21 protein-coding genes and 2 pseudogenes are annotated in these 21,337 nt (G+C 72.8%); 9 read left to right on the top strand and 14 right to left on the bottom strand.

Annotation, left to right across the window (positions count from 1 at the left end):
* Positions 1-53 precede the first annotated feature (53 nt).
* Positions 54-323, top strand: a complete 270-nt coding sequence (locus IGA62_RS08015; protein WP_145815578.1) for a type II toxin-antitoxin system prevent-host-death family antitoxin — start codon at positions 54-56, stop codon at positions 321-323.
* A complete protein-coding gene (locus IGA62_RS08020) occupies positions 320-592 on the top strand; it encodes a type II toxin-antitoxin system RelE family toxin (protein WP_145815577.1) in 273 nt (90 codons plus the stop codon). The genes IGA62_RS08015 and IGA62_RS08020 overlap by 4 nt, the downstream gene beginning before the upstream one ends.
* Before the next feature lie 52 nt (positions 593-644).
* Here IGA62_RS08020 and IGA62_RS08025 read toward each other — a convergent pair whose 3' ends face one another.
* From IGA62_RS08025 to IGA62_RS08045, 5 genes are all read right to left on the bottom strand, one after another.
* Positions 645-1,328: a class I SAM-dependent DNA methyltransferase gene (locus tag IGA62_RS08025; protein ID WP_232624923.1), complete on the bottom strand. Its 684-nt coding sequence runs from the start codon at positions 1,326-1,328 to the stop codon at positions 645-647.
* Positions 1,319-2,101, bottom strand: coding sequence for a DUF4253 domain-containing protein (locus IGA62_RS08030; protein ID WP_145815576.1), 783 nt, complete (start codon positions 2,099-2,101; stop codon positions 1,319-1,321). Before IGA62_RS08030 ends, IGA62_RS08025 begins: the two co-directional genes overlap by 10 nt.
* 126 nt (positions 2,102-2,227) lie before the next feature.
* Positions 2,228-2,641 carry a nuclear transport factor 2 family protein gene (locus IGA62_RS08035; protein ID WP_145815575.1) on the bottom strand — a complete coding sequence of 138 codons (414 nt, stop codon included), beginning with the start codon at positions 2,639-2,641 and terminating at the stop codon, positions 2,228-2,230.
* A 66-nt stretch (positions 2,642-2,707) separates the two neighbouring features.
* Positions 2,708-3,646 carry an NADP-dependent oxidoreductase gene (locus IGA62_RS08040; protein ID WP_145815574.1) on the bottom strand — a complete coding sequence of 313 codons (939 nt, stop codon included), beginning with the start codon at positions 3,644-3,646 and terminating at the stop codon, positions 2,708-2,710.
* A gap of 232 nt (positions 3,647-3,878) precedes the next feature.
* Positions 3,879-4,637, bottom strand: a complete 759-nt coding sequence (locus IGA62_RS08045) for an SDR family NAD(P)-dependent oxidoreductase (RefSeq protein ID WP_145815573.1) — start codon at positions 4,635-4,637, stop codon at positions 3,879-3,881.
* A 55-nt stretch (positions 4,638-4,692) separates the two neighbouring features.
* Here IGA62_RS08045 and IGA62_RS08050 point away from each other — a divergent pair, with 55 nt between their 5' ends.
* Positions 4,693-5,289 (top strand): TetR/AcrR family transcriptional regulator, encoded by a 597-nt coding sequence (locus tag IGA62_RS08050; RefSeq protein WP_198501214.1) that lies wholly within the window; start codon positions 4,693-4,695, stop codon positions 5,287-5,289.
* Between the two features lie 93 nt (positions 5,290-5,382).
* Here IGA62_RS08050 and IGA62_RS29950 read toward each other — a convergent pair whose 3' ends face one another.
* The 5 genes from IGA62_RS29950 to ychF form a co-directional block, all read right to left on the bottom strand.
* A complete protein-coding gene (locus IGA62_RS29950) occupies positions 5,383-6,240 on the bottom strand; it encodes an LPXTG cell wall anchor domain-containing protein (protein ID WP_232624924.1) in 858 nt (285 codons plus the stop codon).
* An 85-nt stretch (positions 6,241-6,325) separates the two neighbouring features.
* Complete coding sequence (locus IGA62_RS08060) at positions 6,326-7,180, bottom strand: class I SAM-dependent methyltransferase (RefSeq protein WP_145815572.1); 855 nt, start codon at positions 7,178-7,180, stop codon at positions 6,326-6,328.
* Positions 7,158-7,991 (bottom strand): alpha/beta fold hydrolase, encoded by an 834-nt coding sequence (locus IGA62_RS08065; protein WP_145815571.1) that lies wholly within the window; start codon positions 7,989-7,991, stop codon positions 7,158-7,160. The genes IGA62_RS08060 and IGA62_RS08065 overlap by 23 nt, the downstream gene beginning before the upstream one ends.
* A gap of 9 nt (positions 7,992-8,000) precedes the next feature.
* Complete coding sequence (locus IGA62_RS08070) at positions 8,001-8,420, bottom strand: hypothetical protein (protein WP_145815570.1); 420 nt, start codon at positions 8,418-8,420, stop codon at positions 8,001-8,003.
* 14 nt (positions 8,421-8,434) lie between these two features.
* On the bottom strand, positions 8,435-9,520 hold the full coding sequence (gene ychF / locus IGA62_RS08075; RefSeq protein WP_145815569.1) for a redox-regulated ATPase YchF: 1,086 nt from the start codon (positions 9,518-9,520) through the stop codon (positions 8,435-8,437).
* Between the two features lie 162 nt (positions 9,521-9,682).
* Here ychF and IGA62_RS08080 point away from each other — a divergent pair, with 162 nt between their 5' ends.
* Positions 9,683-10,282: an exonuclease gene (locus IGA62_RS08080; RefSeq protein WP_145815568.1), complete on the top strand. Its 600-nt coding sequence runs from the start codon at positions 9,683-9,685 to the stop codon at positions 10,280-10,282.
* On the opposite strand, the gene IGA62_RS08085 is transcribed toward IGA62_RS08080, so the two are convergent.
* Both IGA62_RS08085 and IGA62_RS08090 read right to left on the bottom strand, forming a co-directional pair.
* Entirely contained in the window at positions 10,260-10,994 is a 735-nt protein-coding gene (locus IGA62_RS08085) for a Type 1 glutamine amidotransferase-like domain-containing protein (RefSeq protein ID WP_145815567.1), read from the bottom strand. The genes IGA62_RS08080 and IGA62_RS08085 overlap by 23 nt on opposite strands.
* A 230-nt stretch (positions 10,995-11,224) precedes the next feature.
* Positions 11,225-11,737: a MarR family winged helix-turn-helix transcriptional regulator gene (locus IGA62_RS08090; protein WP_232624925.1), complete on the bottom strand. Its 513-nt coding sequence runs from the start codon at positions 11,735-11,737 to the stop codon at positions 11,225-11,227.
* Between the two features lie 138 nt (positions 11,738-11,875).
* Between IGA62_RS08090 and IGA62_RS29955 the strand changes: the two are divergent.
* Positions 11,876-12,694, top strand: a pseudogene (locus IGA62_RS29955) (EamA family transporter); the annotation flags it as partial.
* A 245-nt stretch (positions 12,695-12,939) separates the two neighbouring features.
* Here the strand turns inward: IGA62_RS29955 and IGA62_RS29960 are convergent.
* Positions 12,940-13,452: a hypothetical protein gene (locus tag IGA62_RS29960; RefSeq protein ID WP_232624926.1), complete on the bottom strand. Its 513-nt coding sequence runs from the start codon at positions 13,450-13,452 to the stop codon at positions 12,940-12,942.
* Positions 13,453-13,672: 220 nt separating this feature from the next.
* On the opposite strand from IGA62_RS29960, the gene IGA62_RS08100 reads away from it, so the two are divergent.
* The 4 genes and pseudogenes from IGA62_RS08100 (at position 13,673) to IGA62_RS08115 (ending at position 19,695) form a co-directional block, all read left to right on the top strand.
* Complete coding sequence (locus IGA62_RS08100; RefSeq protein WP_145815565.1) at positions 13,673-15,157, top strand: AlkA N-terminal domain-containing protein; 1,485 nt, start codon at positions 13,673-13,675, stop codon at positions 15,155-15,157.
* Positions 15,154-15,675: a methylated-DNA--[protein]-cysteine S-methyltransferase gene (locus IGA62_RS08105; protein ID WP_145815564.1), complete on the top strand. Its 522-nt coding sequence runs from the start codon at positions 15,154-15,156 to the stop codon at positions 15,673-15,675. Before IGA62_RS08100 ends, IGA62_RS08105 begins: the two co-directional genes overlap by 4 nt.
* A 79-nt stretch (positions 15,676-15,754) precedes the next feature.
* Positions 15,755-17,473 (top strand): annotated as a pseudogene (locus IGA62_RS08110) (ABC transporter ATP-binding protein); the annotation flags it as partial.
* 383 nt (positions 17,474-17,856) lie between these two features.
* A complete protein-coding gene (locus tag IGA62_RS08115; RefSeq protein ID WP_145815563.1) occupies positions 17,857-19,695 on the top strand; it encodes an ABC transporter ATP-binding protein in 1,839 nt (612 codons plus the stop codon).
* 49 nt (positions 19,696-19,744) lie between these two features.
* Here IGA62_RS08115 and IGA62_RS08120 read toward each other — a convergent pair whose 3' ends face one another.
* Positions 19,745-21,247: a hypothetical protein gene (locus IGA62_RS08120; RefSeq protein WP_145815562.1), complete on the bottom strand. Its 1,503-nt coding sequence runs from the start codon at positions 21,245-21,247 to the stop codon at positions 19,745-19,747.
* Between the last annotated feature and the right edge of the window lie 90 nt (positions 21,248-21,337).

The raw sequence follows: 21,337 nt of genomic DNA on the forward strand, positions 1-21,337 counted from the left end.
CCGACCTCAGCCAGGCAGGGCAGGAGCAGTCGTACGAGTTGTACGATCCGTACGTGACCGAACCTGCGCGCGATCTCTCGATCTCCGATGCTCGTGATCACCTGGCCGATGTGGTGTCCCGCGCCGCGTACGCCGGTCGAATCACCTATGTCACCCGGCGCGGCCAGCGGATGGCGGCCATCGTGCCGGTCGAGGTAGCGGAAGCGATCGAACGGGCGGAGGACGCCGAGGACGTGGCCGCCGCGCGGGAGGCACTGGCCCGCATCGACGCGGGCGACGAGCCGATCTCGTTGGCCGATCTGCGCGCCGAGTTGGGCCTGTGAGCGGTCCCGGACGGTACGAGGTCAAGCTCGATCGAGCGGCGGCAAAGCTGCTCCGCAAGCTTGACCCGTCGGTACAGGCACGGCTCGTTGCGGCGATCGCCGCGCTGAGCGTGGCCCCACGGCCCGAGGGTGCGATCAGCCTCGCCGGTCATGCCGGACTGCTGAAGGTCAGGGTCGGCGACTACCGGATCGTCTACACGGTGAACGACTCGGTGCTGCTGGTGCTCGTTGTTCACCTGGGCCACCGCCGGGACGTCTACCGGTTCTGACCGCCTCGCTGACCGGGCCGTGGACGAACCGGTGACGAGCGGTGTGTCATCGTCACCGCCCACTCGACCGGCGGGCGAGCAGCATGGCCTGCGGTGAGCGCTCGTGGGGGCGGGGCTCGCGCCGCAGGCGGGCCTGGACCGACAGCCCGGCCTGCTCCAGCAGCTCGACCACCCGCTCCGGTACCAGCCGGCGGAAGTCCAGTGCGATGTCCCGGCCGAAGGCGCTGCTCAGGTGCAGGATGTCCTCGCCCACCTGGAAGGCGACCAGCAGATGACCGCCGGGTGCCAGGACCCGCCGGAACTCGGCGAACACCGTCGGCAGCACCTCGGGCGGGATGTGGATGATCGAGTAGTTCGCCACCAGGCCGCCGAGGACGCCGTCGGCGATCGGCAGCGCCGTCATCGAGCCGAGGTGGAACCGCAGGTCGGGATGGTCGCGGCGGGCCACGGCCACCATTCCCGCCGACAGGTCGATGCCGAGGACGTCGAGGCCCAGCGTGTGCAGGTGCGCGGTCAGCTGCCCCGGACCGCAGCCCACGTCGGCGACCGGCCCGGAGCCGGCGGCCCGGACCAGCTCGGCGAAGGCGGCGTACATGCCCCGCTCCAGGGGCAGGTTGGCCCACTCCGCGCGGAAGTGCTCGGCGTAGTCGGCGGCGATCGTGTCGTACCCGGCGCGGGTGGTGGCCAGGAAGTCCGGAACGGGTGCCTCGTCGGGCACCGGCGCGGTCAGTCCCACCAGAACACCCAGATGTTCGCGCCGATGATCTCGTCCGCGTACTCGGCGAGGGTGCCACTGCCCTGCCAGATGTTGTCGGGGCAGAAGGCGAAGTGCTCGGCGGCGACCCGCAGGGCGTGCTCGGTCGTGGTCGGTGGAGCGGCGACGCTGAGGCGCAGGGTGTCGAACCCGACGCCGATCACCCGGGCCCCGAAGCGCTCCTCCCAGCTGCGGACGACCGACGCGATCTTCCCCGTGTCGCCGGTGATGTTCATCGGGCCGGTCCAGCCGGTCAGCGCCAACGTGTCCGCGCCCCGGGCGGCCGGCACGAGCCCGAGCCGCGCCCGGCCGTCCGCGACGAACTCGGCGCACTCGTCGGCGAGCTCGTCGGGTGGATCGGCCGGCGCACCGGGGGCGGCCAGGCCGGGCCAGCGGGTGCCGAACGGCAGCGTGATCTCCTGCACCTCCGGGTCGTCCTCGTCGGGCTGCCCGCCCGCCCACCCCTCGGCCAGCAGCTCCGCCGCGTCGTAGCGGTCCGGCGACGACATCCGCGCCGGGCTCACCTCACCGACGATCCACGGCCGGTCTTCCTGGCACGACAGGCCGCTCAGCAGCAGTGGCCACAGCCCGGTCTCGTGATGCCGGGCCCGCAGTCGGGCCCAGGAGGTCAACTCGGCCGGGTCGTCACTCAGCCAGTACGGCGGCGGCCCGCCGTCCTCCGGCGTGACCAGGCGACCGGCCGGCAGCGTCCCCGCCGGTAGGGCGGCGAGCAGGCGGGGCAGCTCTGTGATCATGGCGCGAGCGTAGGCGACCGGTACGACAGGGCGTGCGGGGCAGGCGTCGGGGCACCGCGCGGTGACCAGAACCGGTGATCGGTCATGGTCACCGCACGGTTCAGCCTTGGTCGTCCCACCAGCGGCTCACTCCGCGAATGCGGCGTTGATCGCGTAGCTGTCCTCGTACATGCGATAGGTCGTGATCTTGCCGTCCTTGACAACCATGTGCAGTGCGAAGTGGTTGTCGAAGACCTTCCCCGTGGCGAGAACCTCGAACGAGTTGTGCCCGATCACCACCGCGTTGTCCCCGTCGATGACCGTCGCCGTGACGTTGTACTCCTTGGCCGGCCCGAGGACCTGACCGAACGATGCGAAGAACGCCTCCAGCTCAGCCGGAGAGGAACGGCGCCCCGACCACGGGATGCGAGGGGACCCTTCGACCACGAAGTCGAGCTCGTCGGCGAAGAGGTCGATCAGGCCAGGTACATCACCAGCGGCGAAACGCGTGAAGAAGGATTCGACGACGGCAGCCGTGCTGGTTGGCGTTGCACTGCTCATGCGGGTGGAACTCCATTTCTGTTGGATGTGGCCGGGTTGGCCATCGTGTGCGATCACCAGGACGGCTCAGACGACGACTGAGAGGACGATCTTTCCCGTGGCGCTGTTCGTCTCGCCGCGCTTGTGCGCCTGAGCCGCTTCCCCCAGCGGAAGGGTGGTGTCGATGAGCGCCCGCAACTGGCCGCGAGCGACCAGATCTGCGACCGCCTGCATGCCTGCGTGGTCCGGCTCGACGAGGATCCGGGTGGCGCGCACGTCGAGTTCCTCGGCAAGGCCGGCGGGGAAGCCCGGGTCCATGGGCAGAAGCGAAACGAGAATCCCGCCCTTCCGCAGGGTCCGGAGGGAACGCGGCGTGTAGTCCCCGCCGATGGTGTCGAGCACGGCGTCGATGTCACGGAGGGCACCGAAATCTGCTGTCCTGTAGTCGATCAGCTCGTCCGCGCCCAGCCTCCGAAGGAGGTCGTGCTTGGCGGCACTCGCGGTACCGACAACCCGTGCGCCACGCGCCTTGGCGATCTGGACAGCCAGATGCCCCACCCCTCCCGCAGCAGCATGGACAAGGACGCGCTGGCCCCGCTGGATGTCGGCGGTGTCGACCAGAGCCTGCCAGGCGGTCAACGCCGCCAGGGGCAACGCCGCAGCGGCCGTGTGGTCGATGTTCGCCGGCTTGCGGACGAGGTGACGGGCGGGAGCAGTCACGAACTCCGCGTACGCCCCCGCCGGGTGCGGGAAGCGCGGCATGCCGAACACCTCGTCGCCCGGCGAGAAGAGGGTCACCCCGGGCCCGACCTCTTCGACGACCCCTGAGACGTCGAAGCCCAGAACGAACGGCGGGACGGCGCCGGTGGCGAACTGCCCGCGAGCCCGGGTCTTCCAGTCGGTGGGGTTGACCCCGGCGGCGTGGACCCGGACGAGAACCTCGCCGACGGTCGGGACCGGGCGGTCCATCTCGATGATCTTCAGGACGTCGGGCGGCCCGCCCACGTCCTGACTGACGGCGAGCATCCGTGCCGGCACTCGCGCTGAACTGGTTGTCACTGCGCTCCCCACCTGTCGTATTGGCCGCCTGCGCGGCTGCGCAGGTCCAACATCCCCTCATGGGCGAGGCCGGACCAGTGGCCAGATCGACAACATGCGTCATGATCCGGCCATCACCCGGCGAGCCAGCCAGACCGCGCGACGTCCTGCCCGAGCCCCGTGCGGCATCCAGGGCAGGCGCGCCACGTTGTCAACGGCCCTAGAGGCGGGTGCCGCCGGTCGCGTCGATGGTCTGCCCGGTGATCCACCGCCCTCCGTCGCCGGCGAGGTAGCGGACGACGTCGGCGATGTCCTCGGAGGTGCCCAACCGACCGAAGGCCGAGAGTGATTCGGCGTGTTCACGCGCGCCTGGTGCGTCGATCCAGTCGGCGTTGATGTCGGTGTCCACCACTCCGGGCGCGACGGAGTTGGCAGTGATCCCTCGCTTGGCCAGTTCTGGCGCGACTGCTCTGATGACGCCTTCGAGTCCGGCTTTCGATGCCGTGTAGGCGATGTGGGTGGGTGCCGCGATGCGGGTGTAGCCGGTCGAGATGGCGACGACGCGGCCGTTGTCGTTCAGGTGATCGGTGAGGTGGTGGAGGAGGAAGGTCGGCGCGGCGAGGTTCACGGCCAGGACGCGATCGTAGGTGGCGGTGTCGAGCTGACCAATAGATTGAGCCCCATTGATGCCGGCGTTGCTCACGAGCACGTCGGTGCCCGCATGCCCGTGGAGCGCGACGGCCTCCTTCCACTGCGTGGCAACCTGCGCGGCGGCCGCCGCACCCCGGGCCAGGTCGGCTTGGATGAGCACGGGAGTTGCACCCTCTGCGCGGATCTGGGTAGCGGCGTCCTCTGCGGCGGCACGGTCGTGGCCGTAGTGGATGCCGACCAGCCTGATCCCGTCGCGGGCGAGTCCACGCGCAATGGCGGCGCCGATGCCACGGGAGGCGCCAGTGATGAGAGCGGTCGAGCGGGGCAAGGTTCCTCCGTAGTGATCGCTACGAAATAATGTTTGGGATATCGTAGCAGTCGCTATGGAAATGAAGACGCGGCCGCGGGGCCGCCCCCGCTCGTTCGATCCGGACACCGCCCTGGAGGCGGCTCTCCTGCTGTTCTGGGAGCACGGCTACGAGGGGACGAGTCTTGCCCGGTTGCAGGAGGCGACGGGGCTGACCGCTCCCGCCTGGTATCGGGCGTTCGGGTCGAAGGAGCGTCTCTTCGAACTGGCTGTGCAGCGATATCAGGAGCGGTACGGGTTCGGGATCCGTGACGACCTTCCCCTCGTGGCGGCGGTCGGCGACTACCTCGACCGAGCCGCACGAGAGTTCACCACGCTGCCCGGTCGCGGGTGCCTGGTGTCCACGGGGATGCTGGCGACGAGCCCGGACGCCCGCTTCGCGGCTGACGTTGTGCGGGCTGAGCGCGAGCGCGCTGTCGGGATGCTCCGCGAGCGCTTCACCCATGCCGTGACGGCTGGTGAGCTACCGGAGGGAGTCGACGCCAACGCACTCGCTCGGACACTTGCCGCCTTGATCCAAGGGATGTCCGTGCAGGCCCGTGACGGTGCTGGGTACGAGCAGCTCCGCCTTGTCGCTCAGACCGCCGAGCGGCTCATCCCGGGCAGAGCGTAGGAGGGCCAGCGGCGGACAACGACAAGGGCCAGTGACGGGGTCTTGTCACTGGCCCTCGTCGCGCGTCGGTGAGCGCTGGAGAACGGAATGGGGCTACGCCACGAAACGGGTACGACGCCTGCGGGCGATCAGGTAGCCGGCACCCCCGAGGATCAGGAGCACACCGCCCACGCCGGCCACGGTCGCGGTGCCGGCACCGGTCACCGGCAGCCCGCCGCCCTCGCCACCGGCACCCGCACTGGCGGAGGGAGCAGCGGTCGGCGCGCCGGTCGGGGTGGCGCTGGGCGTGGCACTCGCCGTGGTCGTCGGGGTCGGCGTCGCGGTGGGCGGCGTGGTGAGGCCGACACCGGCGAAGCCGATCGGCCCCCCGATTCCCCCGAGTTCGCCCGACGGAGTGGCCGTCGGCAGCGTGTCACCGGTGCCCCGGACCGCCTTGGTGCCCTGCCCGGCCCACTTGTCGGCCAGCGCCTGGATGCCGCCCTGCGCGTCGGCGTGCGTCTTGCTGAACCACATGTACACGACGGAGGAGATGTTCTCGGCACGGGCGTCCGGGCTGGTGGAGATCCCCGCGCCCGTCACGGCCAGGCTGGCGCCGGGCGCCAGCTCGGCGTCGAACTCGCACCAGGCCGTCTCCTGGTTGCTGTCGACGGCGTACCAGCAGTTCTCGTACTTCGTGGTGAGGTCGAGGTCGTTGAGGACGCGGACCTGGAGGACGAGGCCGTCGACCGGCGCGTCGCCGACGTTCGTCACGCCGAGTACGACCGGCACGGCCTCGCCCTGACCGACCAGATACTTGCGGTTCTTACCCGTCTCCGGGTCCTTCAACGTGCCGGCGGCGAGCTTCGCCGGGTCCGAAGCGTTCGGCTCCGGGGCGGCTGCGGCGGGTGTGGCGGCCAGGCCGGCCGCGAGGAGTGTGGCGCTGACGGCACAGACGTACCGGCGGATCGTCATGGAAACCCCCGTGGTGTATGACGACAATCGCGTCACCATACCGCCCGTCACCAGCGGCACTCCGTCCACCCGGGACGGTCGGGGGTCACGGTCGGGACGGACGCCAGACGAACACTTCGGTGTCCGGTACCCGCTCGGAGAACCGACCGTCGTCGGACGCCTCGGCCAGCAGGCTCCGCAGCTCACCGTCGAACTCGGACAGTCCCGGTCCGAACAGGTGGGGTGCCGAGTCCGAGCGGGAGTACACGAAGGCGACGACGTCGTCGACGGTCCGCTCCAGCACCAGGTCGACCGGCACCCTCAGTCGCTCGGGGCCGGCGAAGCCGGCCTGCGCCAGCACGGCGGCCTCCCCGCCTGGGGTGCCGTGCGGCAACACGCCCTGACCGGCTCGGCGCACCGGGCCCAGGTAGCGCCGTACGAGTTCCCGTATGCCATGGGCGGGAGGAAGCGGGTGCGGGAGCCCGTCCGAGAGCTGCGGCTCCTTGGCGTCGCTGATGTGGACGAACGCCCCGTCCGGGTCGAGCATCCGGTGGACCGTACCCGCCACCTGCGCCTGGTCCATCCAGTGGAAGGACTGCGCGAAGACGGCCACCCGGAAGGTACCGAGGCCGGCGGGCAGCTCCTCGGCTCGCGCTCGTACCCATCGGACGTTCCGGACGCCGGCCTGCTCGCCCCGTCGGCGCGCCTCGGCCAGCATTCCCGCGTCCGGGTCGACTCCCACCGCCGCCTCGAACAGCGGGGCGAGCGGCAGGACGACGGTGCCCGGTCCACAACCGACGTCGAGCAGGCGCCCGGAGCCATCGAGGTCGAGAGCCTGCTCCAGCACCTCGGGGAGGTTGGCGGCGTAGGGCAGCCGGCCCCGCGCGTAGTAGGGCGCGCTGCCGGCGAACAGGGACTCGTCCCACTCCCAGCCGTGCTCAGACGTCGGAGCGGACTCCACCCGGGTCACCACCGATCGTCGATCGGACCCTCCCCGACCACTCCCGCAGGAGGGCGTGGACGATGTCCGGCTGTTCCAGATGCACGTTGTGCCCTGCTCCGTCGAGCGCCACGAAGGTCGCACGTGGGTAGTGGGCGAGCAGCCTCATCTGGTCCTGATACCCGACGACGTGGTCCTGTCGCCCGGTGACGATCAACGTCGGCCCGTCATAGCCGGGCGACGTCTCCTCGGGCACTTCGGGCAGGAAGTAACGCCGCGACAGTCGCTCCATCGCACCGGGGTCCGCAGCGCGGATGCCCGGCAGCGCGAAGTCCCGGAAAGCTACCCACGAGGCCGGGACCTGGCGCGCCGCGATGCTCGCGAACTCGTCGCGGTCGTCGACTGACAGGGACGCCAGCAGATCGTCGTCGCGTTCGACGACCGCGAGCGCGGGACGCGTACGCCGCGCAGGGTCCGCGTCGACCACCGGGGCGATCAGCGCGACCCCCAGGACCCTGCCGGGGAACCGCGCGCGGACGTGACGGGCAAGGAGCCCGCCCAACGAGTTCGCCAGCAGCGCGAAGTCGCGCTCGCCGACAAGATCTGTCACCGCGTCGACCAGCCACTCGGCGATCTCCGGCAGACCACCTGTGCCGTCCAACGGCAGGGTCCCGCCGAAGCCGGGCAGGTCGAGATAGATCCGCTCCCAACAACCGGGCTCCGCCAGGCAGTCGTCGAGCGCGAGCAGCAGCCGGTGGTCCACTCCGTTGCCGTGGATCGCCACCAGGGGCAGACCGTCGCCCTTCCGGACGACGTTCGGCGGACCGCTCACTTCCTGCCGCTAGACATTGCGCACTCCGCCCAACCTCGGGCGCAACTCTTCTCGCATCTGCCGGTAGTTCGTCGGTCGCGTCTTCCAGCGGTCCTCGTCCGTCTCCTCGAACGTCACCTCGTACTTTCCGGTCGTCCGCTCGAACTGCACGAGGATCTTCACCGGCAGCAGGTCACCAGGCTGGTAGTAGCTCCCCAGGTAGGCATCCACAGCCGGTCGGATGCTCGACCACCTACAGGCCACCGGCGCGACCGCACCTTCAGGCAGGTACGCGTATCCGGACGCGCTGCGATAACCGTCGCCGAACTCCAGAACGATGGCCAGCGATTCCCAGTCCTCCACCGGTCCCTGCACGGCGCTGGCCGACGAGGGTTCGTTCATGGCCTCGACCAACGAGCGAATGAGATCGACCGTGACGTCGCTGGACATGGCGATCCTCAGCCTCAGACGTTGAACCGGAACTCGACGACGTCGCCGTCCTGCATGACGTACTCCTTGCCCTCGATCCGGACCTTGCCGGCCGCCTTCGCGGCGGCCATCGATCCGGCCGCGACCAGGTCGTCGAAGGAGACCACCTCGGCCTTGATGAAGCCGCGCTGGAAGTCGGAGTGGATCACCCCGGCGGCCTCCGGCGCGGTCGCGCCGACCGGGATCGTCCAGGCCCGCGCCTCCTTCGGCCCGGCGGTCAGGTACGTCTGGAGCCCGAGCGTGCGGAAGCCGACCCGGACGAGCTGGTCGAGCCCCGGCTCGGACTGCCCGATCGACTCCAGCAGCTCGCGGGCCTCCTCCTCGGGCAGGTCCACCAGCTCCGACTCGATCTTGGCGTCCATGAAGACCGCCTCGGCGGGGGCGACCAGGGCGCGCAGCTCGTCGAGGAACCCGGCGCTGGCCAACTCCTCCTCGTCGACGTTGAAGACGTAGAGGAACGGCTTGGTGGTGAGCAGGTGCAGCTCACGCAGGTGCTCCAGCTCGATGCCGGCGTCCTTCGCACCGGCGTAGAGCGTCGTACCGGAGTCGAGGACCTCGACCGCCTGCTTGGCGGCGGCGACGGCGGCGGCCCGGTCCTTGCGGAGCTTGGCCTCCTTCTCCAGGCGGGGCAGCGCCTTCTCGAGGGTCTGGAGGTCGGCGAGGATCAGCTCGGTGTTGATCGTCTCGATGTCGTCGGCCGGGGAGACCTTGCCGTCGACGTGCACCACGTTCGGGTCGGAGAAGGCGCGCACCACCTGGCAGATCGCCGAGGCGTCCCGGATGTTGGCCAGGAACGCGTTGCCCCGGCCCTGCCCCTTGGACGCGCCCCGGACCAGGCCGGCGATGTCGACGAACGACACCGGCGCGGGGAGCACCTTCTGCGAGTCGAAGATCTCGGCCAGCTTGTGCAGCCGCTCGTCGGGCAGACCGACCACGCCGACGTTCGGCTCGATGGTGGCGAACGGGTAGTTCGCCGCGAGCACGTCGTTCTTGGTCAGCGCGTTGAACAGGGTGCTCTTGCCGACGTTGGGCAGGCCGACGATCCCGATGGTCAGACTCACGACGAGCCAGCTTACGCGCCGACCGCCGGCCGCTCACGCCGGGCGGCGCGTCCAGGTCGACGGCGTGGCGGGCGCGCGGCGAACGGCGTACCAGGAAAACCGGTGCCGGGGACGACCGGGCCGTTGTTACCCTGCGCTGCCGAAGATCTACGGGGAGGCACGATGGCCCAGCGAGTTGTCCCGGCGCAGCTGCCCGAGCTGTACGTCGCGGCGGACGTGGAGGCCGACGGGCCGATCCCCGGCCCGTACAGCATGTTGTCGCTCGGCCTGGCGGTCGCCGGCCATCCCCGGCTGACCTTCTACACCGAGCTGAAGCCGATCTCCGACGAGTACGTCCCCGAGGCGCTCGCGGTCTCCGGGCTGGACCGGGAGCGGCTGCGGCGGGAGGCACCCGCGCCGGAGGTCGCGATGGCCGCCGCCGCCCGCTGGGTGGAGGGGCTGCGGCGGATCGGCCGGCCGGTGTTCCTCGCCGCTCCCGCCGTCTGGGACGGCATGTTCGTGCACTGGTACTTCGTCCGGTTCGTCGGCCGCAGCCCGTTCGGGGCGACCGGCTCCGGGGTGGACCTGCGCAGCTACTACATGGGGCTGACCGGCCGGGAGTGGTCCCGCAGCCACAAGAGCACGGCGAAGCGGGAACTGGGGCTGGCCCACCTGCCGCACACCCACCACGCCGGCGAGGACGCCGCCGAACTGGCCCAGGTGTTCGACGCCCTGCACCGCCAGCGGCAGCGGCGCGGGCTCAGCCCAGCAGACGAGGGATGATCGGGGTCTCGGTGACCGTGCCGTCGGCGTTGCGGCTCACCTCGTACGCGGACGCCCCCTCGCGGTCGGCGACCGCCTCGACCAGCGTGGTCCCCCGGTAGACCAGTCCGACGCCGTCGTCGGTGCAGTGGGCGGTGGGCAGGGTGCCGTCGCCGACCAGCTGGTGGATCAGCGGTCGGCGCTGGTCCTCGCTGTTGTAGTGCACCCCGTTGCCGTACGGGAGGAAGCCCAGTCCGGCGGTGAACGGGCGCAGCGTCGGGCCGTAGCTGTCGGTGGCCCCGCCGACGTGCCAGCAGATCGAGCCGGCGGAGACCCCGCCCAGCACCACCCCGGCCGCCCAGCACTCGCGGAGGATCTCGTCGAGCCCGTGCACCCGCCAGACGGCGAGCAGGTTGGCGACGCTGCCGCCGCCGACCCAGACGACGTCCTGGGCGAGCAGGTGGGCCCGGACGTCCTCGACGTTGGGCATCGGGAAGAGGTTGAGGTGGGAGAGGCGGAACCGGGTGCCGGCGAACGCTCCGTAGAGGGCGGTCAGCGTGGTCGGCTGGTCCCCCTCGGCCTGCCCGAGAAAGCACATCCTCGGTTCCGGGCCGGCCTGGGCCAACTCGGCGGCCAGCTCGAAGACCGGGCCGGGTCGCCAGTCCAGGGGGCCACGGCGACGGCTGAAGAAACCGATGCTGGTGGCGAGGATGGTGGGTTCGCTGGCGGGCACGGGCTCCCCTTCCGGTCCGGCTTACCGGGACCCGCCCATCCTGCCGTACCGGCACCGCACGCCGCCGCCGACCGCCGCGTCCGCCGGCCGCGTCCGCCGGCCTGGAGCCCGTCGCCTGAGGTGCCTGCAGGGGCCCCCTCCTCATCAAAAAGCGGTAGCAGGGGACCCCTGCAGGCACCCCATCCCACCGCCCACCACCGATCGGGAGGGCACCCCCGGTGCGCGGGCGGTCAGGGACGCTCGGGTTCCACCGCGGCGAGCAGGTCCCGGAGCAGGTCGGCGAGGCGGGCCTGGTCGTCGGCGGGGAGCGCGTCGAGGATCCGGCGCTGCACCTCCAGTCCGGCGTCGACGGCCTCCTCGACCACCCGCCGGCCGGCGTCGGTGAGGGTGACCTGGAGAGCACGCCGGTCCGCCGGGTCCGGCGAGCGCCGCAGCAGTCCGGCGCGTTCCAGCTTGTCGAGGCGACCGGTCATACCGCCGGAGGTGAGCATCAGCGCCGCGGTCAGCGCCTTCGGCGAGAGGGTGTACGGAGCACCGGCCCGCCGCAGCGAGGCCAGCACGTCGAACTCGCCACGGGTGATCCCCCAGCGGGCGTAGACCTGCTCCTGCGCGTCGCCGACGAGCCGGGCCAGCCGGTAGACGCGGCCGAAGACGGCCATCGGCTCGGGACGCATGTCGGGGCGCTCCCGGCGCCACTGGTCGACGATGACGTCCACGTCGTCGGGGGTCGTCCGCTCAGCCACCCCCGGATTCTCCCCGGCGCCCGCCGTCGGCCACGCGCCGGGCGGCCCTGCCGGCCGACCCAGTGGTGCCGCGTCCCGCATCAATCTCACCAGCAAGTATCTTAGCGGTAAGCTACTTGCCGATGAGAGGAATTTCCGATGATCCGCCGCTGGACCGACACCGCCCTGACCGCCCTCGCCCCCGCCGCCTGGGGCACGACCTACCTGGTCACCACCGAACTGCTGCCACCGGACCGGCCGCTGTGGTCCGGGACGCTACGCGCCCTCCCCGCCGGACTGCTCCTGCTCGCCGTCACCCGTCAACTGCCGCACGGATCGTGGTGGTGGCGCTCGGCGGTGCTCGGTGCCCTGAACATCGGCGCGTTCTTCCCGTTGCTCTTCTACTCGGCGTACCACCTGCCCGGCGGCACCGCCGCCGTGCTGGGCACCGTCCAGCCGCTCCTGGTCGCCGGACTGACCGTCCTGGTCCTGGGTGAGCGCCCCCGACCCCGGGCGCTGGTCGCCGCCGTCGCCGCGCCGCTCGGGGTGGCCCTGGTGGTGCTCCGCCCCGACGCCGCGCTGGACCCGCTGGGGGTGGCCGCCGGGCTGACCGCCACCCTGGCGATGGGCACCGGCCTCGTCCTCACCCGCCGCTGGGGACGCCCGGCCGGCGTCGGCACCCTCGCCGTCACCGCCTGGCAGCTCACCGTGGGCGGACTGCTGGTGGCGCCTCTCGCCCTGGTCGACGAGGGCCCACCACCGGTCCCGGACGCCCCGGCCGTGCTCGGCTACATCTGGCTGGGGTTGGTCGGGACGGCGCTGGCGTACGCGCTGTGGTTCCGGGGCGCGGCCCGGCTCGCGGTCACCCAGGTCTCCCTGCTCGGTGCGTTGAGCCCACTCACCGCCGCCGTGCTGGGCTGGCTCGTGCTGGACCAGGCGCTCACCCCGGTGCAACAGGCCGGGTTCGCCGTCGCCGTCGCCGCCACCGTCGCCGGGCAACTCGCCCCACGCCCCGGTGCCCGGCCCCCGGCATCCTCCGGTGGTCAGACCCCGGCTCCCCCACCACTCGGCTGCCCGGTCCCTGCCGGTGGCCGACCCTCGGTCTCCTCCGCTGGTCAGCTTCCGGCGGCCAATCAGCCTCCGGCAGCCACGCGGCCTCCGGCGGCCACTCAGCCTCCGGCGACCACGCGGCCTCCGGCAGCCACTCAGCTTCCGGCGGCCACTCAGCTTCCGGCGGCCACGCGGCCCACGGCGTCGTATCCGGTTGGCGCGCCTGGCGGGCCGGCGTCGAACTCCGGCAGGTCGGCCGCGTCCAGCTCACCGGCAGCGGACCTGGGCAGGGCGAACCGGTCACCGACGGTGGGCGGGGCGGCGTACGACTCGCCGAGCATCCAGCGCACCTCGTCGACCGTCCAGCCGAGCCCGGCACGACCGGCGATCTCCCCGATCAGCCGGCGACCGACCCGGGTGTCGTCGTCGTAGAACCGCAGGCACCAGTGGTGCGTCCACATGCCCAACGCCCGCAGCCCGGCATCGTCGAGCGACCGGACGAGTCGGCCACAGGCGGTGTCGGCGAACCTGCGACCCGGATCGCCGGCGCGGTCCCGCTCGATCGCGCCGACCGCCGCCGGGGCGACCGCCCGCATCCGGTCGTAGAACCCCTGCACCACCGCCCGATCGAGCCCGGGTCGCGCCGACCACGCCTCCACCCGTCCCGGCCCGGCCACGCTCCCCATCGACGCACCCCTTCTTGAGTTGGCCCCGGACGGTACCCGCCCCCTCCGACACTTTCCGCGCCGGCAGGCCCGAAGGGGTTCGCCCCGGCACCCCGAAGGGTTTGCAGGGGCACCCTGCACGACAAAAAGCGGTAACAAGGTGCCCCTGCAAACAAAGTGAGGTGGGCCAGGTCCGTTTTCCGCGAGCCGGCGGGCCGGTCGGCGGGGCAGGATCGGTGGCGTGGAGCTGGATTTCGAGCGGTGCTATCGGGCGGTCGACAGCCGTGACCAGCGGTTCGACGGCTGGTTCTACACCGGCGTGACCTCGACCGGGATCTACTGCCGGCCGTCCTGCCCGGCGATGACGCCGAAACGGGAGAACGTCCGGTTCTTCCCGTCGGCCGCCGCCGCCCAGGGCGCCGGACTGCGCGCCTGTCGCCGGTGCCGGCCCGACGCCGCGCCCGGCTCGCCGGAGTGGGACGTCCGGGCCGACGTGGTGGGGCGGGCGATGCGCCTGATCGCCGACGGGGTGGTCGACCGGGACGGCGTACCCGGACTGGCCGCGCGACTCGGCTACACCGAACGGCACCTGCACCGGATGCTCCGCGCCGAACTGGGTGCCGGCCCGCTGGCCCTGGCCCGTGCGCAACGCGCGCAGACCGCCCGGGTGCTGATCGAGACCACCGGGCTGGGCATGGCGGAGATCGCCTTCGCCGCCGGGTTCGGCAGCGTCCGGCAGTTCAACGACACGGTACGCGAGGTCTTCGCACTCGCCCCGTCCGAGTTGCGCGCCACCCGGGGGCGGGGGCCGGTGGCCGGGGGCGCGGGCACCATCACGGTACGGCTGGCGTACCGGCCGCCCCTGCACGTCGAGTCCCTGCTGGAGTTCCTGGCCCTGCGGGCGGTCCCCGGCGTCGAGGAGGTGCACGACGGGACGTACCACCGGGGGTTGTCCCTCCCGCACGGTCCCGGCGAGGTGGCGCTGACCCCGACGGCCGGGTACGTCTCGGCCACGCTCCGCCTGGCCGACCTGCGCGACCTCGCCCCGGCGGTGGCCCGCTGCCGCCGCCTGCTGGACCTGGACGCCGATCCGGTGGCGGTCGACGCCACCCTGGCGGCGGACCCGGCCCTGGCCGGACCGGTCGCGGCGGAGCCCGGCGTCCGACTCCCCCGTACCCCGGACGACCCCTTCGAGGCGGCCGTGCGCGCCATCCTCACCCAGCAGATCTCACTCCGCAGTGCCCGCCCGCTCCTCTCCCTCCTCCTCACCCACTGCCCGCCCGACTTTCCTCCCGTCGATCGTGGGATCGGCCGGGATGCCGGTCCCGGGGAGCACCCCCGACGGGACTGGCTGCGCGGGTTTCCGGGGGCGCGGGAGGTGGCGGCGGTTCCGGACGAGGGGTTCCGGGGGCCGACGGGGCGGCGGGAGGCGATCCGGGCGCTCGCGCGGTCGGTGGCCGATGGGGAAGTGCCCCTGGACGGGGAGTGGTCCCAGACCCGCCGGCAGCTGCTGGCGTTGCCGGGGATCGGCCCCTGGACCGCCGGTTACGTCGCCATGCGTGGGCTCGGCGACCCGGACGTCTTCCTTCCCACCGACCTCGCGGTCCGCCGGGGCGCCCGCGCCCTCGGCCTTCCCGACGACCCGTTGACCCTCGACGCGTACGCCGAACGCTGGCGCCCCTGGCGTTCGTACGCGGTGGTCCGACTCTGGAGAGCAGCAGCATGACCGGAACGAGCACGATCGACAGCAGCACGGTGGACACCCCGGCCGGACCGTTCAGTGTCCTGGTCACGCCCGACGGGGCGGTCCGGGCCGCCGGGTTCACCAGTGACCTGGACGGGCTGCTCGGCCTGGTCCACCCGACCCTGCGCGGGGACCTGCGCAGCCGGCCCGAGTTGGGGGCGGTGACCGTGGCCGTGGCCGCCTACCTCGACGGGGACCTCGCCGCGATCGACACGGTGCCGGTCGAGCAGCACACCGGCGGGGTCTTCATGGCGCACGCCTGGCAGGTGCTGCGCGACGTCAAGCCCGGCGACCCGGTCACGTACACCGCGTACGCGGCACTCGCCGGCCGCCCGGCGGCGGTACGCGCGGCGGCGGCGGCCTGCGCGCGCAACGCCGCCGCCCTCTTCGTCCCCTGCCACCGGGTGCTGCGCACCGACGGGAGCCTCGGCGGCTACCGATGGGGGCTGGACGTGAAAAAGTGGCTTCTCGGTCACGAGCGGCGGTTGACGGCAAGTTGACCGTCATGGAAGTCACGTTTACCGATACCGTCGGGGAGTGGCTGCGGACGGTGACCGCGTTCCCGCCACCAGGGGGAGCATGCACAACCTGTGGCGGCTGCGCGGCTACCTGCGCCCGCACGTCAGCGAGTTCTGCTGGCTGCTGGTCGCCGGGCTGACGGCCACCGCAGCCGGCCTCGCCGTGCCTCTGCTGGTCCAGCGGGTGGTCGACGGCCCGCTGGCCCGACGCGACCCGGCCGGGCTCGTGCAGCTCGGCACGCTTGTCCTGCTGCTCGGCCTGGTCGAGGCGGTGTTGATCTTCGTTCGACGGTGGACCCAGACGTCGTCGTCGGTGGGCATGGAGGCGGCCATCCGAGCCGACCTCTACGCCCACCTGCAACGCCTGCCGGCGAGCTTCCACGACCGGTGGCAGTCCGGTCAGCTCATCGCGCGCGCCACCGGCGACCTGTCGATGATCCGCCGCTTCCTCTCCTTCGGGCTGCTCTTCCTGATTCTCAACCTGGTCACCTACCTGGCCGTGGTGGTGCTGCTGCTCCGGCTGCACCCACCACTCGGGCTGCTGGTCGCGGCGAGCGCCGTACCGCTGTTCCTGATCAGCCGCCGGTTCGCCCGCGCGTACCACGCCGCTGCCCGCCGGATGCGCGACCAGCAGGGCGACGTCGCGACGCTGGTCGAGGAGACCGCCCAGGGGATCCGGACGGCCCGCGCGTTCGGCCGGGGACCGGAGCTGGCCACCCGGTTCGGGGCCGGCGCACGGGCCCTACACGACACCGCCGTCGGTAAGAGCCGGCTACTGGCCCGCACCTCGGCCCTGTTCGACCTGGTGCCGAACCTGACCCTGGGCGTGGTGCTGGTCACCGGGGTGGCCGCCGCCGCGCGGGGCACCCTCACCGTCGGCGAGCTGGTCGCCTTCGTCAGCCTGCAACTGATGCTGATCTGGCCGGTCAACTCGCTGGGTTGGATCATCGCCAACGGGCAGGAGGCGGCGACCGCCGCCGACCGGATCCAGGAGGTGCTGGACACCCCACCGGCGATCACGGACCGGCCGTACGCGGTGGCGCCGGCCCGCAACGAGGTACGCGGACGGCTGCGCTTCGAGCGGGTCGGCTTCGGTTACCCGGGCAGCGCAGCCCCGGTGCTGCGGGACGTCGAGTTGACCGTCGAACCGGGCGAGACGCTCGCCCTGGTCGGCGCGACCGGCTCGGGCAAGAGCACGCTGCTCTCCCTCGTCCCCCGGCTGCACGAGGTGGGGACCGGACGGATCACCCTGGACGGGCGCGACCTGCGAGACCTGCGACTCGCCTCGCTACGCCGGTTGGTCGGGGTGGCCTTCGAGGAGCCGGCCCTGTTCAGCATGTCGGTCTGGGAGAACCTCACCCTCGGCCATCCCGACGCCGACGCCGACGAGGTGCACGCGGCGCTCGCGCTGGCGCAGGCCGACTTCGCGTACGACCTGCCGTGGGGACTGTCCACCCGGGTCGGCGAACAGGGGCTCTCCCTCTCCGGTGGGCAGCGGCAGCGGCTCGCCCTGGCCCGGGCGGTGCTCGGCCGCCCGGCCGTGCTGGTGCTGGACGACCCGCTCTCCGCGCTGGACGTGCACACCGAGGCGCTGGTCGAGCAGGCGCTGCGCCGGGTGCTACGGGACACCACGGCACTGCTGGTGGCGCACCGCCCCTCGACGGTCGCCCTGGCCGACCGGGTGGCCCTGCTCGACCGGGGGCGGATCACCGCCGTCGGCACCCATGCCGAACTGCTCTCGACCGAGCCGGCGTACCGTGCGCTGCTCTGCCCGGAGCCGACGACAACAGCGCCGCCAACGGTCGCGGCGCCGCCAACGGTCGCGGCGCAGGCGACGGTCGCGGCGGAGGGACCGACGGCGGCGGCCCGGACGACAGCCGTCCCGCCGGACGGACCGACGACCGCGCGAACGACGACGGTGGAGGAGCGGCCGATCGTGGTGGCGGGCGGCGGGTTGGTCGGGCTCGCGGCCGGGGCGGAGCCGGTGGACCGGGCGGTCTCCCCGTGACGGCCCCGGAACCCGTGCGGACGGAGCAGCCGGTCGGAACGCACCGCACCACCGGAACGGCACAGCCGGCCGGGGCAGAGCACATCACCGGAGCGGAGCGGACCGCCGGAGCGGAACAGCCGGCCGCAGCAGAGCGGACCGCCGGAGCGGAGCCGGTGGACCTGGGACGTTGGCGGGGGCGCGGCACCGATCCGGACGCCGACCGGAGCCGGGCCGAGGAGGACGGCCCGGAGGCGGTCGCCCGGCTCCGGGCCCGCAGCCGGGCCCTCCTGGGAGACCTGCTGCGGCCGCACCGGGGCCGGCTCGCGCTGGCCGTCTCGCTGCTGCTGGCGCAGAACGCCGCCGGCCTGGCCGGACCGTTCCTGGTGATGTACGGCATCGACCACGCGATCGGGCCGCTGCGCGCCGACGACCCGGGACCGCTGGTGACCGTCGCGGCGGCCTTCGGGGTGGCCGCCGTCGTCGAGTACGCGAGCAAGCGCGGCTTCCTCACCCTCTCCGCGCGGATCGGCCAGGCCGTCCTGCTCGACCTGCGCCAGCGGGTGTACGGGCACTTCCTGCGCCTGCCCGTGGCCTTCCACGAGCGGTACACCTCGGGACGGATGGTCTCCCGGCTCACCAGCGATCTGGACTCGATCGCGGAGCTGCTCGACGGGGGTGTGGACAGTCTCGTACTCGCCGTGCTGTCGATCCTGTCGGTGGCCGGCGTACTGCTCTGGCTGGATCCGCCGCTGGCTGCGGTGACCCTGCTCGCCTTCCCACTGCTGTTCTGGCTGTCCCGCTGGTTCGCGCGGGCGTCGACCGCCGCGTACCGGCGCACCCGGGAGGCGGCGACGCTGGTGATCGTCCACCTGGTGGAGTCGCTGCGCGGGATCCGGGCCGTGCAGGCGTACCGGCGGGAGGCCCGCAACCAGCGCATCTTCGAGGCGGTGAACGACGACTACCGACGCTCCAGCGTGCACGCGTTCCAGTTGATCGCGGTGTACTCGCCGGGCATCAAGCTGGTCGGCAACGTCACGGTGGCGGGGGTGCTGACCTACGGCGGGTGGCGGGTGCTCGGCGGCCGGCTCGAGCTCGGCGTACTCGCCGCGTTCCTGCTCTACCTGCGCCGCTTCTTCGAGCCCATGCAGGAGCTGAGCCAGTTCTACAACGCGTTGCAGTCCGCCACGGCGGGGCTGGAGAAGCTCGCCGGGGTGCTCGACGAGCGGCCCGAGGTGGCGGAGCCGACGCGTCCCCGACCGCTGCCGGCCGGCGGGGTCCGGGGCGCGGTGCGGTTCCGCTCGGTGAGCTTCGGCTACCGGACGGGGACACCGGTCCTCACCGACCTCGACCTGGAGGTGCCGGCCGGCCAGACCGTCGCCCTGGTCGGGGCGACCGGGGCGGGCAAGTCCACGGTGGCGAAGCTGCTCGCCCGCTTCCACGATCCGGACGCCGGCTCGGTCAGCCTGGACGGGGTGGACCTGCGCGACACGTCCGACGCCGACCTGCGCCGGACGGTGGTGCTGGTCACCCAGGAGAACCACCTGTTCGCAGGGACGGTGGCGGAGAACATCCGGTTCGGCCGCCCGGACGCGGACGACGCGGCGGTGCGGGCGGCCGCGCGGGCGGTCGGGGCGCACGACTTCATCGCCGCGCTCCCCGACGGGTACGCCACCGAGGTGCACCGGCGCGGTGGACGGCTCTCCGCCGGGCAACGGCAGCTCGTCGCGTTCGCCCGGGCGTTCCTGGCCGACCCGAGGGTGCTGATCCTCGACGAGGCGACCTCGTGCCTGGACGTGCCCACCGAACGGGTGGTGCAGCACGCGCTCGGCACCATCCTGCGCGACCGGACCGCGCTGGTGATCGCGCACCGGCTCTCCACGGTCCGGATCGCCGACCGGGTGCTGGTGCTCGACGCGGGCCGGATCGTCGAGGACGGCACCCCCGCCGACCTGGTCAGCGACGGTGGCCGGTACGCCGCCCTGCACCGGCAGTGGCGCGACTCCCTGGCCTGAGCCGCCCGGGCCCGACCGCCCCGGTCCGGTCTCCGCTCCCGGGAGTGGATCAGCCGGGGATGCCAGGTGTGGTCGGGGTGTCCGGGCGGGTCGGGGCGTGCAGGTTCCGGAGGCGGTCGACCAACCGGCCGAAGGCGAAGAGGAGCGCCAGCAGCAGGGCGGCGGTGCCGACGAGCACCGGCAGCGTGAACACGGGCTCCGACCGGACGTTCTGGAACTGCGCCCGGACCGCGACCGGTGACAACGCCTGGGCGGTGAGCGTCCAGGCGACGAAGCCGAGCACCAGCGCCGCCGGGAGCCACCCCCGTTCGGTGCCGGGGTCGACGGACCCGCTGCCGTCCTCCTCGTCGGGGTCGCGGGTGGCCGGGAAGGTCAGCCCGAACCCGAGGGCCAGGCCCAGCCCGAGGGCGGCGAGCACCGGCCCGACGGTGAGCGCGGAGGGGAGCTCGGCGCGTACCGCCGGGGCGGCCAGGGGAAGCGCGACGGCCGCCACGGCGACGCCGAGCGCGTCCCACGGCAGGACCCGCGCCGCGTGCCGCGCGAGCAGCGCACCGGCCGACACCGCGACGAGTCCCGTCACCGCCACCAGCAGCACCCGTCGGGGCGAGGTGGCGAGGTCGAGCGCCCAGGCCACCAGGCTCACCGGGGCCGCCGCGAAGCCGAGCACCACCCAGCGCGCCCCGACCAGGCCGACCGCGCGGTGGGCGTACCAGAGCAGGGCCAGCCCCGCGACCACCGCGATGGCGACGGTCGAGTGGTGGGCGAACGCCTCCACGGCCTGCTCCCGGCGCGGCCCGGCGAGACCGTCCGGGCTGACCCGGAACGCCCGGACCACCCACGAGCGCACCAGGAGACCGCCGAGCACGAGGAGCCCGGCCAGGACGACCACGACCACCGGCGTCCAGCGCAGCGGACCGGGCACGGGCCGCGGTGCGCCGCCCCGCGACCGGTACGCGAGCAGCGCGGCGACCACGGTGCACCCGAGGGCCAGCCAGAGCTGCACCGGGAACGACGGGAGCGGACCGCGCTCCGCCACGGCGGCGCGGACCACCGCCGCGTACGCCGGTTGGCAGGCCAGGCCGACGGCGAGCCCGACGGCCACCGGCGCGCGTGCCGGACGGGCGGCCTGGCCGACCGCGAGCAGCACCCCACCGAGCGCCAACCCCCCGCCGACCGCCGCGCCGAGGTGCGCCACCAACTGCCCCGGCGCGGGCGCGCCCACCGGGACCAGCAGCGCCGCGTCCGCGGCCCGGTCGGCGACGGTGGCCAGCAGCAGCCCGGCGACGGCGACCAGCCAGCCGGACACCCGGTACAGCGCCAGGGTCACCGCCGCAGCGAGCGCGAGCGCGTCCGGGCCCAGCACACCGACCCGGATCGGCGCGGCCGGGACCAGGTCGGTGAAGCCGGTCGACACCACCAGGGACGGGAGCGCGGCCACGAAGACCGCCCCGACGGCAGCCGCCGCGACCGCCGCGACCAGCGTTTCCACGCCGACCGGCACCCGGCGGGTCGTCGCCGGGCCCGCCGGTCGGATGCTCGAACCGTCGCCCATGACACGCCTCCCCGGGTCCGAACGCCGATGCTGTCACAGTGGCCGCTCCCCCGCTCCCCGCCGACCTGCCGGACCTGCGGGGCCGAACTG

The sequence above is a fragment of the Micromonospora sagamiensis genome (assembly GCF_014680085.1).
Lineage (GTDB): Bacteria > Actinomycetota > Actinomycetes > Mycobacteriales > Micromonosporaceae > Micromonospora > Micromonospora inyonensis.

Coding starts and splice junctions, on each gene's coding strand:
- IGA62_RS08030 (WP_145815576.1), bottom strand. CDS start 2,101: ATGATCACAGAGCTGCCCCGCCTGCTCGCCGCCCTACCGGCGGGGACG.
- IGA62_RS08035 (WP_145815575.1), bottom strand. CDS start 2,641: ATGAGCAGTGCAACGCCAACCAGCACGGCTGCCGTCGTCGAATCCTTC.
- IGA62_RS08040 (WP_145815574.1), bottom strand. CDS start 3,646: ATGCTCGCCGTCAGTCAGGACGTGGGCGGGCCGCCCGACGTCCTGAAG.
- IGA62_RS08050 (WP_198501214.1), top strand. CDS start 4,693: ATGGAAATGAAGACGCGGCCGCGGGGCCGCCCCCGCTCGTTCGATCCG.
- IGA62_RS29950 (WP_232624924.1), bottom strand. CDS start 6,240: ATGACGATCCGCCGGTACGTCTGTGCCGTCAGCGCCACACTCCTCGCG.
- IGA62_RS08070 (WP_145815570.1), bottom strand. CDS start 8,420: ATGTCCAGCGACGTCACGGTCGATCTCATTCGCTCGTTGGTCGAGGCC.
- IGA62_RS08080 (WP_145815568.1), top strand. CDS start 9,683: ATGGCCCAGCGAGTTGTCCCGGCGCAGCTGCCCGAGCTGTACGTCGCG.
- IGA62_RS29960 (WP_232624926.1), bottom strand. CDS start 13,452: ATGGGGAGCGTGGCCGGGCCGGGACGGGTGGAGGCGTGGTCGGCGCGA.
- IGA62_RS08105 (WP_145815564.1), top strand. CDS start 15,154: ATGACCGGAACGAGCACGATCGACAGCAGCACGGTGGACACCCCGGCC.
- IGA62_RS08120 (WP_145815562.1), bottom strand. CDS start 21,247: ATGGGCGACGGTTCGAGCATCCGACCGGCGGGCCCGGCGACGACCCGC.